This is a genomic window from Pararobbsia alpina, from assembly GCF_965118125.1.
GTDB lineage: Bacteria > Pseudomonadota > Gammaproteobacteria > Burkholderiales > Burkholderiaceae > Pararobbsia > Pararobbsia alpina_A.
Window position 1 is genome coordinate 2,949,846 of the sequence record NZ_OZ221287.1, and the last position, 13,050, is coordinate 2,962,895.

Here is a 13,050-nt window from a genome sequence, read left to right on the forward strand (position 1 = left end):
CATGTCTCCGGTTCGCTCGACTGGCGACCGGCGCCACGCGCCGGTCGTTCTCCCGCTACGCCGTCTCACGCGCAGCGAGCATCGCGCCCGTTGCACGATGGTGCATATGCAAGGCAAACGCGTGTTCGAGCAGATGTGGCGTGTGACCGCCGCGTGCACACGCGTGTTTGAAGTAATCGAGCAAGACGCCGCGATACAGCGGATGTGCGCACTCGTGGATCACGCGCAACGCGCGTTCTCTTGGCGCCAATCCCCGCAGATCGGCCAGCCCCTGCTCGGTCACGATCACGTCGACGTCGTGTTCGGTGTGGTCGACGTGCGTGACCATCGGCACGATGCTCGAGATATCCCCACCCTTCGCAATCGACTCGGTCACAAAGATCGACAGGCTCGCATGACGCGCGAAGTCTCCCGATCCACCGATGCCATTCATCATTCGCGTGCCACCCACGTGCGTCGAATTGACGTTGCCGTAGAGATCGCACTCGAGCGCCGTGTTGATGGCCACGACGCCAAGACGACCGATCAGTTCCGGGTGATTGCTGATTTCCTGCGGACGTAACACCAGCTTCGATCGGTAGTGAGCGATGTTGTCGAGCACGCGCTGATAGTGACGCGCCGACAGCGTCATCGACGACGCAGACGCAAAGTCGAGCTTGCCGCTGTCGATCAGGTCGATCGTGCTGTCCTGCAACACTTCCGAGTACATCGTCAGATGTTCGAACTGCGATGTGGCGAGGCTGTTCAGCACCGCGTTCGCGATCGAGCCGATACCCGCCTGAAGGGGTAGCAAGGACGGAGGCATCCGCCCGGTGCGCACTTCTTGCGCAAAGAACGTCTCGAGATGTTCGCCGATCGCTCGTGTGGCATCCGTCGCCTCGCCCACCGTTGAAAAACTGTCGGACAGATTCGTGATCACGATCGCCACGATCTTCTCCGGGTTGACGGCGATGCGCGGTGCGCCAATGCGCTGCTCCGTGCGCGTCAAAGGAATCGGCGCTCTTCCCGGCCGCTCGCCCGGCAGAAAAATGTCGTGCAGCCCCTCGAGCTCGACGGGCATCGCGAGATTGAGCTCGATGATCACCTTGTCGGCGACGGCCGCAAACGTCGCGGAGTTGCCGACGGACGTCGTCGGCACAATCGATCCGTCTTCCGCGATTGCAGCCGCCTCGATCAACGCGATGTCGAGATGGCCATGCTGTCCGGAGCGCACGCGCGACGCTGTTTCCGACAGGTGCTGATCCATGAACATCACGCCACCATCGTTAATGGATTGACGCAAGGTACTGTCAACCTGAAACGGCAAACGCCGTGCTGTGACGCCCGCTTCGGCGAGGATGCGGTCCGTGCCGTGCCCCAGCGAAGCGCCGGTGATCAACGTGATGCGTACCGGTTCGACTTCGGCGCGCTCGGCCAGTGCAAGCGGTACGGCTTTGCAATCGCCGGCCCGCGTAAATCCGCTCATGCCCACGACCATCTGGTCCTTGATCAACGCGGCAGCGTGTTCGGCCGTCGTCACCTTGGCGCGCAGCGACGCGCGGCGAATTCGATCCTCATACATCATGTCTCTCCAGTGGGGTGGATGCAGGCGCGCCGCCGTCGTGCGGGACAACGGCATGCCTGTGCCAGGGCGCGCTTGCATCGAGCAGCGCGGTTCGAATAAAGTGAAGTTCGCTGAGGATCTTGCGAGCGTGATGGCGCGTGGCGCGATCGTGCAAGTCGGTATCGAGCGCGGAGCGCAATGTGGCGATCGTCGCGTCGGCATAGATGCACGCGGCCTGCCAGCGGTCGGCATCCGGATGTCTGAACAACGATGCGATCTGCGCGAACAGAACACCGACCGCAGAGCGCAGCATCGTCGCGACGCGCATGTCACGCTTGCCCTCGCTCCTGCCCTTGCTCGTACCCTCGTCCTTGTCCTCTTCCTCGCAGAGCGCTTCGAGTTCGATGCGCGCATGAATCATCGCGTGACCGACTTCGAGCACCGAGAGACTCCACGCCATCGCGATTCCGTGCGCGGTGGCATCGGCTGCCAAAGCGCGGCGCAGTTGACTTGTCAGGTCCCGCGTGCCGGAGTGGAAACGGGCTTCGAGACCCGGTAGCCGACCTCGGCTCGCCAGAGAGACCTGCGCACGGAGATCGGCTTGCATATGCGAAGCCGTCCAACGGCCGCGCGGCGGAAACACCAGACCGAACGCGAGCGCATTGAGCACCACCGCGGCAAACGCGGCGAGCGCGTCGTTGATCAGCCCTTCAGGCTGGTATTGAATGACATTGTCGGGGCCGGCGAGCACGCAGAAGAACACCCCGAGACCGACGCCATAGCCTGCGAGCGATGGCCGGCTCGTCAGCAAGGCCGCGACCGCAAACGGCACGGACAACGCGCACGCAAGCAGTGTGAAGCCGTCGATTGCGGGGTACACGTGCGTCACGAATACATAGCTCACCACACCGGCTAGCGCAGTCCCTGCGCAGAGTTGCCAGGCAAAACGCGCGGGATGCGGCACACTTGCGCACAACGTGACGGTCACAGCGGCGGCGATCATGGCCAACGGCCCGCTCGGCCAATCCGTGGCCATCCAGAACGCACCCACCGCGAGCACCACCCCACCGCTTCGCAAGCCTGTCGTGAGCAGGACACGCCAATGCGTGTGAAACACGTGCTCAAGCGAATGACGTTCGCGGATGTGCCGCCGCGGACCCAGGGCCGCATAGGTCGACACGTAGTCGATCAACTCGTCGGTCAGGCGATACAGCAATTCCGCAGCCGTATCGAAGTCGAGCACGAGGTCTTCGGAGCCCGTGTTCCGAAGCACTGCACGTGCGCGCGTCACGCGCGCCGGCAGCGCGTCGCGCAAGCGCGCAAGACCCGAAACCAGAGAGGCCATATGCGGCACTTCCGCTTCGCCGAACGATGGCGCGCGCGCGTCATGCCTGCGCAATGCATCGACACCGCGCGCATGCTCGTCGAGCATCGCAGCGAGCTCCATCAGAAACGGGTCGATTGCGGTGTGCACTCGATCCAGCAGCCGCGTCAATGCATGCAGGCGCGTCGCCGCGCGCATGAGTTCGAGATTGAGCCGTGCAAGCCGTCCTTGTCGCGCACGGAACTCGGGGTCTTCGAAAGCCGCCGGCAAGCGCGACGCTTCGAATTCGACGGCCTGCTCGATCAGGTGCGTCTGCGCAGACTCGAGTTCGGTGACCGCGATACGTTGTGCAAGCGCATCGCCAACGAGATGGATGAATTGTGTGTGCCGATCGAGAATCGACTCGCGCAGCGCGTGGCTTGCCTGCTTCGGAAACACGAGCGCACTGGCCAAGCCCGAGCAGAGGATGCCGAGCATGACTTCGGCGGTACGCGTCAGCGATGCGTCGAACACTGCTTCGGGATGCATGACGTTGGGCGCGCCGATCAGCGCGGCCGTGTACCCTGCCAGCGCGATGCCATACCAGCGAAAGCCACGATGCCTCGACGCGGCGCCCGTACATACCGCGATCCAGAGCGCCAGCGCCACGAGATAGCCTTCAGGCATTTGCCCGAATACCGCTGCAAACGCGACTGCCGCAACGGCTCCGGCGAGCGTGCCGATGATCCGGCACACGCTTTTCGCGAGCACTGAGCCGTTTAGCGGCTGCATCAACACATAGACGGTCGCGAGCGCGGTACGCGGTTGCGACAGGTCGAACGCCATCGCGAGCCACATCGCAAGCAACGCTGCGATGACCGTTCTGAACAGGAAGATCGCTACGCCGCCATGGGACTCGAGCCAGTCACCCCAGGCATGCCGCAGCGCGCTGCGCAGATCGGCAAATGGCTTGCCGGCGGTGCCGGGCGCACAAGGAGCTTTCATGACGGATCACGACGGATAAGGAAACGGGTGCCGGCGTGCACGAAAACACGCTTTACAACCGCACCACCGACACGCATGAGTGTGCGCCGACACCCTGCCGAATATTGACCGCCGATCAGTCAAAACATTGTTAACCGGACCGTGCTCACTGCGAGGGCGCGACGCTTCATCCCTCCGCGGATGGCCCGCCCGCGATTAAGGCGTCCTGCTTCTGCGTGGTGTTCACTGCGTATCAGCGACCTGCGTCAACCCTTCAAGGACAAGCTCGTCGCGCTCGAACGCGCCTTCGAGTTCGTCACGCACATGCTGAACCCAGCTACGCACTGTCGCGTCGACAAACTGACGGCTCAGATAGGTCTGATACACGCTCATCTTGCGGAAGCGATGCGCCGGCAACACGCGACGCAGCCGCCCAGAACGCAGCGGCTCAAGCGCCGTGTAGAGCGGCAGCAGCCCGATCCCCATGCCCGCCTCGAGCGCGGCAATCATGGACTCGGCCGTGTTGACACGAAACGAGCCGTTGACGCCGACCACTTCGGTTCCGGTCGGGCCGTCCGCGCTCCAGGTCTCCGGTCCGAGCGTGGGGATCACGAGCGTCAGGCACTCGTGCTGTTCGAGATCCGTCGGTGTCACAACCGGCGGCCGGTCCCGCAGATACTCGGGCGATGCGCACGCGATGCTGTAGGTCGAACCCAGCCGGTGCGACACCATGCCTGAGTCCGGCAAGCCGGTCGACAACACGACCGCGAGGTCGAAGCCTTCACGCAGGATATCGGGCGCGTGATGCGACAACGTGAGCTCGACTTCCACATCCGGATACAGCTTGCGATAGCGCGCAATCGACGGCACCAGGTAGTGCGCACCGATGCCCGATGGCGCATGAATACGCAGCGTGCCGCTGACCTCATGGCTCGTATCGCGCGCCTCCGCCTCGGCCACATCGATCTCGGGCAGGATCCGGCAACAGCGCGCGAAGAAACGCTCGCCGGCAGGCGTCAATGAAATGCGACGCGTCGTCCGGTGCAGCAGCCGGGTGCGGAGATGGGCCTCGAGCGACGAGACGGCGCGCGACACATACGCCGTCGTGAGTTCGGCATGCTGGGCCGCATTCGTGAAACTGCCTTCCTGCACGACCTTGGTGAACAAGCGCATGCTTTGCAACGTATCCATTGACGACTCGGATTCAAGAATGGAAATGATTCGCACGCTAATCGGCGTGCCTTCATGCTGCCAACGGTACTCGGGAAACGTCCGGCATGCAGGGCACGCTAAACGCGTTCCCCGCCCGCCGGCGCGCGGCAGTGCGATACCTCCCTGCACTCGGCTGCCCCGAGACTTTCATGGCGGTCTTCACCGTGTGCGCGTGGCGCGGCTCCCGACCACGACCGTGCACGTCGTGCCCGCGGCTAGCAGCACACCCGGCGGTATCGCATCGATATGGATGCGCACGGGAACGCGCTGCGCGAGCCGTACCCAGTTGAACGTCGGGTTCACGTCTGCGAGCAACTCGTGGCTCTCAGGGTTGTCGCGATCGTAAATGCCGCGCGCGATGCTCTCGACGTGCCCGTCAAGCGTCTGCCCGCTCATAAGCCGCATCGTGACGGGCGCGCCAACCTCGACGAAGGGCAGTTTGGTTTCTTCGAAAAACCCATAGACCCAGTATGAATGGCTGTCGATCACGGCAAGCTGCGCCTTGCCCGCAACAGCGTAGTCGCCGCGGTAGACATTGAGATTGGTCACGTAGCCGTCAACGGGCGCCACCACAACGGTGCGCGACAGATTCAACCGTGCCGCATCGAGCTCGGCCAATGCGGCCCGATGGGCTGCATCGGCACCCGCGGCCGACGTCGCCGCGTTCTCGCGCGCCTCGGCCGACACGACAAGACTGTCGGCATCCGCGCGACGCTGCGCGTCGTCACGCCGCATCCGAAGCTCGGCTTCGCTTTGCCGCACGCGAGCCTCGGCCTGATCGACGGCAATGCGATAGTGGTCGGGATCGATACGCATCAGCACATCGCCCTTGTGCACGAACTGGTTATCGCGCGCGTCGAGTTCGACAACCAGACCCGACACATCCGGCGCGACCGAAATCACTTCGGCGCGCACGCGGCCGTCGCGCGTCCATGGCGCGAACATATAGTGATGCCACAGCGCATCGGCAGCGACGAGCGCAACGGCTGCGAGCGCAAGACTGATCAATACGGGGACGACTCGGCGGATCAACATGAATGAGGTTCGAAAAGAAAGTCACGCGGCATCATCGATACACGAGCAACCCTGGCACGCAGATACACAAGGCAAGCACGCTCGCGCGAAAGAGCGCGGGATGCCAGACACAACGGTAGACACCCAGCGCCGCGAACACGCGATCGAGCATCGCAGCCACGCACGCGCCGAGCAGCGCCAGCACGACCAGCGCCGGCATGTGCACATCGAATATCGCGAGTTCGGGCGCCATCTCACGACCCATCCGCCGTCGAATGCGCTTGCGCCACCGGCATGGGCACACGCGACGGCTCGGCGAGGCCGCCTCCCAACGCCGCGACGAGCCGCGCATGCGCATCGAGTTGCGCGGCGCGCACGTCTTCCGCATCGAGCCGCGCGCGCAACCACTGACTTTGCGAGGTCAGCACGTTCAGGTAGTCCGTGAGCCCGCGCTGATACCCCTGGGCAGACAACTCACGCCCCTTCTGGGCGAGCACGACCGCATCGTTCGCCGAGGACTGCTGCGATTCAAGCGATTGAATCGATACGACTGCATTCGCGATGTCGTTGATCGCATCGACCAGCGTCTTGTTGTACGTGTCGACCGCGAGATCGTATTGAGCCGATGCATCGCCAAGCTGTGCGCGAAGCCGGCCGCCGTCGAGAATCGGCAACGATACGGCCGGCCCCGCACTCGCGCCGCGCGCCGCGCTGTTCAAAAACGCGAGCACCCCGCCTCCGACCGCCATGCCACCGAGCGACGCGAGCAGATCGACATCCGGATAAAACGCTGCCTTCGCAGCGTCGATACCATGCGCGTTGGCCGACACATTCCAGCGCGCAGCAACAACATCGGGCCGATGCCCGACAAGCTCCGCCGGCAGCGTCGACGGCAAGGCCAGCGCACCGCTCCAGTTCAGCGTCGGTCGCGCGAGCGCCTCCGCGGCGCCCGGACCCTGCCCCGCGAGCGCCGCGAGCTGGTTGCGCGCCAGCGCGATCTGCTCCCTGCGCACGGCCATGGCGCGCTCTGACTCGGGAACCCGGGCTTGTGCCTGCGTCAGTTCGAGCTGCGTTCCCAGGCCCACACGCAAGCGTTCGCGTGCGATGTCGACGATATGGACTTGGTCGTCGTGCAACTGCTGCTCGATGTCGAGCTGCACAAAGTTCGACGACAGGTTGACGTAGGCGCGCACGACATTGAGTTCGATCTCGAGCTGCGCGGCGCGTGCATCGGCCGACGCGGCGTGCGCATGGTCGAGCGCGCGCTCGGTGTTGCTCTTGTCGCGCCCCCACAGATCAAGGTGATACGACAGCGCCAGCGTTGCGGTGTCGTTCCAGTCGGTCGTGCTCGCAAGCGGCCCGGGCCCGTAGTACGTGTCGTTGGGCCAGTGCTCGCGCGTCAGGCTCATCGCGCCATTCACGTGAGGACGCTGCGCCGCCTGTGCGACCCCGGCAATCGACTGCGCTTGTCGAACCCGATCGGCGGCCATCGCGAGCGAAGGCGAGCCCGTGAGCGCCTTGTCCATCCACGCATCGAGCTGCGGGTCGCCATACGCTTTCCACCATTGCGTATCCGGCCATTGCGCGTCGACATCCGCCGCGCGCACCGCACTGCCGGGGTCGATGGCCTCCGGGCTTCGCGCCACCGACTCGGGTCCGACACCGTGCATGCCCGCACAGCCTGCCACGTTGAATGTCGCGGCGGTGACGGCAATAAAAAGGAAACGAGAACGCACTCGATATGCATGCGGAAATGCATGCCGGTCAATCAGGATGCCGCATTATATTTTTTGGCTTTCGGAGAATGACCCCGCATTCAGTCAAATGGTTATTGCAAATGAGTTAACAATAACCTGCACGCACACCACTCGTTCCTTTCCGTTAAATATCGGCGCAGCATGCCATTTACGAATGGAACCCATAGATATTTGGCATTCCCATTGAATCGGACTGGAATGGCATTTACCAAAAAATAGTAAATAGTGATTTGCCGTTAAGTGACTGTTTCACTAAGACCTCGAGGTTCAGACTTCACCCATCGACAACAACAACGTTGCCGAACCTACCAACCCAGAGGTCTGCCATGAAACTCGCTGCTCGTATCCTTATCGCTTCGTCGGTTCTTATCTCGTCGGTCGCTCTTGCCCAAACGGCACCGGATGCACCGAAGACCCGTGCTCAAGTCCGTGCTGAACTGATCGCCGCTCAAGCCGCCGGTCAGATCCCGACGACGGATGTCGACTATCCGCCGAGCGCAGATACGGTTCGTCGCAATCAACAGCTGTATCGCCTGTCGCAAGGTTTCGAACAAAAGCATCCGCGTTTCGCATCGAACGGTGCACAAGGCAGCGCCGAGTAAGTTGAATGCCGGAATGCCGGGTGTTGGTTGCATCAGCTGTCACGACACGAGCCGAGTGGCACGCAGCGAATCGCGTGCCACCCGGCCCGTGCCGTTTGTAGCGGCTGACTTTCAGATGCGATGTCGAACAAGCGAACGCTGTTCGATTTCCTTCCAGTTCCACGCGATGCCGAGCCCTGCTTCATTGGGCGCTTGAGCATGGCCATCGACGATCGACATCGTCTGCGTTGTCACTTCGTCGAGCTGCGGAATGTACTCGACCCACGCTGAGTTCGGCACCGCGCAGCACAGGCTCACGTGAAGCTCCATCAGAAAATGCGGACTCACCGCGACATTCATGCACTCGGCAAGATGCGCGACCTTCATCCACGGTGTGATGCCACCGACGCGCGCGACATCGACCTGCACGATCGAACACGCACCCAGGCGCAGGTAGTCACCGAACTGACCCGGACTATAGAGCGACTCGCCGACCGCGATCGGAATCCGGCTTTGCGCCGCCAGTCGCGCATGCCCCGCAACGTCGTCGGCCGGCATCGGCTCCTCGAGCCAGGCAAGCCCGACTTCGGCCAACGCATCGGCACGCCGTAGCGCTTCGCTGATCGTAAAGGCCTGATTCGCATCGACCATCAGTTCGAACGACGCACCCACCGCTTCACGCACGGCGGAGAGTCGCGCGACGTCTTCAGCGCCACGCGGCTTGCCGACCTTGAGTTTGGCCCCGAGAAAGCCCTGCTCTTTCGCCGCGACCGTCTGTCTGACCAGCGTGTCAACCGGTAGCTGGAGCCAGCCACCCTCGGTCGTATAGGTCGGCACCGCCGATTTCGCGCCGCCGAGCAGGCGCCACAGCGGCAAGTCCGCATGCTTCGCACGCCAGTCCCACAACGCGGTATCGATCGCCGCCAGCGCGAGACTCGTGATCGCACCGACGGCCGTCGCATGCGTATGGAACAACATGGCCCGCCAGTGCCCTTCGACATCGACCGGACTCTTGCCGATCAGCATCGGCGCGAGATGATCCTTGAGCAAGGCCATGACCGACGAGCCGCCCGTGCCGATCGTATAGCTATACCCGATGCCTTCGCTGCCGTCGTCGCACACGATGCGCACGAGCGGGGTTTCCTGCGTGACAAAAGACTGGATGGCGTCCTGGCGCGTCGTTTTGGGCGCAAGGTCGACCTGGAACAGCTCGATGCGTTCGATGATCGGCATAGTGGAAAAAGAGGAACGTCAGCCTTTGACGCCACCGAGCGTGAGCCCGGCAATCAGGTGTTTCTGGACGATAAACGTCAAGATCAGCGCCGGCACGATGATGATGACGGCCATCGCGCACATGCCGGCCCAGTCGATCGTGAATTGCGCCGTGAAGTCCATCAGTCCGACCGGCAACGTCTTCGTATCGGTGCTGCGCGTGAGCTGCGACGCGAGTGCAAACTCGTTCCATGACGTCAGGAACGCGAAGATCCCGGCCGATGCGATGCCCGATTTCGCGAGCGGAAATTCGACCTGCCAGAACGCTTGCCAGCGCGTGCACCCGTCGATCTCGGCCGCTTCGGCGAGTTCTTTGGGAATCTGCCGGAAAAAGCCGTCGATCAGCCAGATCGAAAACGGCACATTCATCGCGACGTAGACGAGGATCGTGCCAAACTTGGTGTCGATCAGGCCAAGCCACGACCAGAGGATGAACACGGGCAGCGACAGCGCGATGCCCGGCACGGCGCGCGACAGCATGAGCCCGACGAACAGCGAGTTCTTGTAGCGGAACTTGTAGCGCGCAAACGCATAGCCGCCCGCAATGCCGATCAGGATCGCGATGACCGTGCTCGACACGGAGATGATCACGGAGTTCGTAAAGTACGCACGCACCGGTATGGCCGCGACATCGCCATAGCCGAAGATATTGCGGAAATTGTCGAGCGTGTAGGTCGACGCCGAGAAGATATTGTCGCGAGCCAGAATCGCGACGTTGGTGCGGAACGCGTTGAGCACGACCCACAGGCCCGGCAGCATGATCACGCACAAGGCGAAAAACACGCCGACGCGCACGGCCCATCGCGTGAGCATCGCGCGAGGCAACCACGGCTCACGCCAGGTATCGGGTTCGTTATGGACTGTGCGTTGCGAGGACGTCATCGGTACCGTTCCGGAGATGCTGCTTGAAGCACTACGGGACCCCGAGCCACTCTGCGGTCCCTGACTGCGACGGGAGTTCGTATCGGTCATCTCAGGCGTCCGCTTCGTTCAGGAATTGCCGCGCGGCCGTGAGCTTGCGGAAGAAGTACAGCGTGAAGGCGATCGATAGCAGCACCGCGATATACGACATCGCGTTCGCGTATCCCATGCGCGCATCCTCGTACCCTGCTCTCGCCGACAGCGTCCAGATCAGTTCGGTCCGTCCCGCGGGTCCGCCATCAGTCATGATCTTCACGATGTCGAATGCGCGCCCGACGTCCAGCGAACGAATCGTCATGGCGATATACACGAACGGCATCAGGAACGGCAGCGTCACGTGACGGAAGGCCTGCCACGGTGTGCATCCATCGACCTTCGCGGCCTCGATCGGATCCTGCGGCATTGCCATCAGGCCGGCGAGCAGCAGAATCGCGAACACCGACGTGGAATTCCAGATCTCGGCGACCGCGAGCGAGAAGAACGCGAGCCGGCCATCGACGAGCCAGGGAATCGCCTCGGTCACGCCGAACCAATGCTGCAGGATGTGGTTCACGATCCCGATGTTGTCGTTGAACATGAACTTGAACTGGAAGCCCACGAGCATCGGCGAGAACATCATCGGGAACATCACGATCGTGCGGATCAGGCGCTGCCCTCGCGTGACCTGATTCACCAGCATGGCGATGCCGAGCCCGAACAGCATTTCGAGGTTCAGCACGACGGTCAGGAACGCGATCGTGCGCAACAGCGCGTACCAGAACTCGCTCGAGCCAAAGAGCCGGATGTAATTCTTGAACCCGATCACATTGAGGATCGAATCGGGGCGCGTGAGCCGGTAGCTCGTGAAGCTCGTATAGAACGAGAACAGCAGCGGCACCGCGACGACGATGAGAATCACGACGAACGCGGGCAGCAGCAACCGGAGCACCGGCGAAACCTTATGCGACACACTCATTCATTTGCTCTCGAAGACTACGGCCCGGCACGGCGTGCGGGCCTTCGCTGCGGGACGCGCCGCCTGCGCGGCGCGCCACTTTCGCACTTTCGCCCTGTGCTTACTTGTAGTACCCGGCGTCATCCATCATCGCTTCGACCTGTTTCGCCGCATCATCCAGTGCTTGCTGCGAGGTCTTGTCGCCGACGATGGCCTTCTGCAACTGCGGCCAGATCAGATTCGATGCCTGGATCCACTCGGGAATCAGCGGCGGCGTGAACGATTCGTCGCGCATGGCCTTCGAGAACGTCGTGAAGATATCGGCCATATACGTGTCGTTCTTCGCCTTGAATTCGGCGAGCGCGGCCTGTTGCGCATCGAGGCGCGTCGGAATCAGGCCGCGGCGTGCCTCCAGCATCTGCGCGTCGTAGCTCGTCAGGAACTCGATAAAGTCGGCGGCCGCCTTCGGGTTGTCGCACGTCTGCGTGATCGAGAACGAGTGCGAGCCCGACCAGCCCGTGCGAATGCCCGCCGAACCCTTGGGCGCCGGCGCGATGCCGACTTCGCCGGCGATCTTGCTGCTCTTCGGATCGTTGAAGAACGCTGCCCAGCCGCTCCAGTCGAGATCGAACGCGACCGTGCCACTCGCAAAGCCATTGCCGAGATCGTCCCACACGTAGTTCGGCGAGCCCTTGGGCACCGCACCCGACTTGTAGAGATCGACGAACCAGTTCAGCGACTTCACGCCGGCCGGCGAATTGAAGGTCGGCTTCCAGTTCTTGTCGAACAGCTGACCGCCATTGGCACGCAGCATTTCATAGAAGCGGCCCGTGATGGCCTCGTCCTTGCCGGCGAACTGCGTGCCGTAGACCGACGGCGGCTTCGCGAAGAATTTGGCCTGCTGATCGGCCTCATCCCACGTCGTCGGCGGCGCGAGGTCCTTGCCGAACTTCGCCTTGTATGCCGACTTGTTGCCCGCGTCGTCATAGAACTTCTTGTTGTAGTAGAGCTCGCTGATATCCGAGTGACGCGGCAGCTGCACGAGTTTGCCGCCGACGGTCGCCTGCTCGATCACGCGCGGGCTGAACTTCCCAATGTAGTCGGCCGGCACGAGACCCTTGAGATCGCGGAACAAGCCCGGATATTGCGGTGCGAAGCTCGTATGGTTCGAGCCCACGCAATAGTCGATCTTGCGCGCCGCGATGTCCTGCTTGTATTCCTTGTCGAGGTCGAAGTAGTTCTTGCGCGAGATGATGTCGACCTTCGCGCCGGTCTTCTTTTCCCATTCGGGAATGATCGTATAGAGCGGCTCGTACTGCGCGCCGCCGATCAGCTTCACGCGCAGCGTGTAGCCGTCGTAAGGGCCGGCAAACGCGGGCGTCGACGGTGCAAGCAGCACGCCGACGAGTGCCGATGACAGGACCACTGCCGGGATAAAACGGGCTTTCATGATGCGTCTCCTGAAAATGCGTTCGTTGTAGTCGTTCGTTGTGTGTGCGTCCGTGATACAGATGACTCGCGCAGCAATC

Annotated in this window: 11 protein-coding genes; 1 reads left to right on the forward strand and 10 read right to left on the reverse strand. The window is 62.6% G+C overall.

The window, feature by feature from the left end:
• Positions 1 to 55: 55 nt before the first annotated feature.
• The 6 genes from ACMFWR_RS12820 to ACMFWR_RS12845 form a co-directional block, all read right to left on the reverse strand.
• Complete coding sequence (locus tag ACMFWR_RS12820; RefSeq protein ID WP_413194881.1) at positions 56 to 1,561, reverse strand: succinate CoA transferase; 1,506 nt, start codon at positions 1,559 to 1,561, stop codon at positions 56 to 58.
• Positions 1,554 to 3,851 (reverse strand): FUSC family protein, encoded by a 2,298-nt coding sequence (locus tag ACMFWR_RS12825; protein ID WP_413192029.1) that lies wholly within the window; start codon positions 3,849 to 3,851, stop codon positions 1,554 to 1,556. The genes ACMFWR_RS12820 and ACMFWR_RS12825 overlap by 8 nt, the downstream gene beginning before the upstream one ends.
• 222 nt (positions 3,852 to 4,073) lie before the next feature.
• Positions 4,074 to 5,021 carry a LysR substrate-binding domain-containing protein gene (locus ACMFWR_RS12830; protein WP_413192030.1) on the reverse strand — a complete coding sequence of 316 codons (948 nt, stop codon included), beginning with the start codon at positions 5,019 to 5,021 and terminating at the stop codon, positions 4,074 to 4,076.
• A 180-nt stretch (positions 5,022 to 5,201) separates the two neighbouring features.
• A complete protein-coding gene (locus ACMFWR_RS12835) occupies positions 5,202 to 6,077 on the reverse strand; it encodes an efflux RND transporter periplasmic adaptor subunit (RefSeq protein WP_413192031.1) in 876 nt (291 codons plus the stop codon).
• 31 nt (positions 6,078 to 6,108) lie between these two features.
• Entirely contained in the window at positions 6,109 to 6,309 is a 201-nt protein-coding gene (locus ACMFWR_RS12840) for a DUF1656 domain-containing protein (RefSeq protein WP_413192032.1), read from the reverse strand.
• A gap of 1 nt (position 6,310) precedes the next feature.
• A complete protein-coding gene (locus ACMFWR_RS12845) occupies positions 6,311 to 7,792 on the reverse strand; it encodes an efflux transporter outer membrane subunit (protein ID WP_413192033.1) in 1,482 nt (493 codons plus the stop codon).
• 347 nt (positions 7,793 to 8,139) lie between these two features.
• Here ACMFWR_RS12845 and ACMFWR_RS12850 point away from each other — a divergent pair, with 347 nt between their 5' ends.
• Positions 8,140 to 8,415 (forward strand): DUF4148 domain-containing protein, encoded by a 276-nt coding sequence (locus ACMFWR_RS12850; protein ID WP_413192034.1) that lies wholly within the window; start codon positions 8,140 to 8,142, stop codon positions 8,413 to 8,415.
• 111 nt (positions 8,416 to 8,526) lie between these two features.
• Here the strand turns inward: ACMFWR_RS12850 and ACMFWR_RS12855 are convergent, their stop codons facing one another.
• The 4 genes from ACMFWR_RS12855 to ACMFWR_RS12870 form a co-directional block, all read right to left on the reverse strand.
• The gene (locus ACMFWR_RS12855) at positions 8,527 to 9,627 is read right to left on the reverse strand and encodes a mandelate racemase/muconate lactonizing enzyme family protein (protein WP_413192035.1); all 1,101 of its coding nucleotides are present in this window, start codon (positions 9,625 to 9,627) and stop codon (positions 8,527 to 8,529) included.
• A gap of 18 nt (positions 9,628 to 9,645) precedes the next feature.
• Positions 9,646 to 10,479, reverse strand: a complete 834-nt coding sequence (locus ACMFWR_RS12860; RefSeq protein WP_413194882.1) for a carbohydrate ABC transporter permease — start codon at positions 10,477 to 10,479, stop codon at positions 9,646 to 9,648.
• Positions 10,480 to 10,639: 160 nt separating this feature from the next.
• The gene (locus ACMFWR_RS12865; RefSeq protein ID WP_413192036.1) at positions 10,640 to 11,542 is read right to left on the reverse strand and encodes a carbohydrate ABC transporter permease; all 903 of its coding nucleotides are present in this window, start codon (positions 11,540 to 11,542) and stop codon (positions 10,640 to 10,642) included.
• 100 nt (positions 11,543 to 11,642) lie between these two features.
• A complete protein-coding gene (locus ACMFWR_RS12870) occupies positions 11,643 to 12,971 on the reverse strand; it encodes an ABC transporter substrate-binding protein (protein WP_413192037.1) in 1,329 nt (442 codons plus the stop codon).
• Positions 12,972 to 13,050: the final 79 nt, after the last annotated feature.

Bases quoted from the DNA above. Each gene is read 5' to 3' on its own strand.
- ACMFWR_RS12825 (WP_413192029.1), bottom strand. From the start codon at position 3,851: ATGAAAGCTCCTTGTGCGCCCGGCACCGCCGGCAAGCCATTTGCCGAT.
- ACMFWR_RS12850 (WP_413192034.1), top strand. From the start codon at position 8,140: ATGAAACTCGCTGCTCGTATCCTTATCGCTTCGTCGGTTCTTATCTCG.
- ACMFWR_RS12870 (WP_413192037.1), bottom strand. From the start codon at position 12,971: ATGAAAGCCCGTTTTATCCCGGCAGTGGTCCTGTCATCGGCACTCGTC.
- ACMFWR_RS12865 (WP_413192036.1), bottom strand. From the start codon at position 11,542: ATGAGTGTGTCGCATAAGGTTTCGCCGGTGCTCCGGTTGCTGCTGCCC.
- ACMFWR_RS12820 (WP_413194881.1), bottom strand. From the start codon at position 1,561: ATGTATGAGGATCGAATTCGCCGCGCGTCGCTGCGCGCCAAGGTGACG.
- ACMFWR_RS12830 (WP_413192030.1), bottom strand. From the start codon at position 5,021: ATGGATACGTTGCAAAGCATGCGCTTGTTCACCAAGGTCGTGCAGGAA.
- ACMFWR_RS12835 (WP_413192031.1), bottom strand. From the start codon at position 6,077: ATGTTGATCCGCCGAGTCGTCCCCGTATTGATCAGTCTTGCGCTCGCA.
- ACMFWR_RS12855 (WP_413192035.1), bottom strand. From the start codon at position 9,627: ATGCCGATCATCGAACGCATCGAGCTGTTCCAGGTCGACCTTGCGCCC.
- ACMFWR_RS12840 (WP_413192032.1), bottom strand. From the start codon at position 6,309: ATGGCGCCCGAACTCGCGATATTCGATGTGCACATGCCGGCGCTGGTC.
- ACMFWR_RS12860 (WP_413194882.1), bottom strand. From the start codon at position 10,479: ATGCTCACGCGATGGGCCGTGCGCGTCGGCGTGTTTTTCGCCTTGTGC.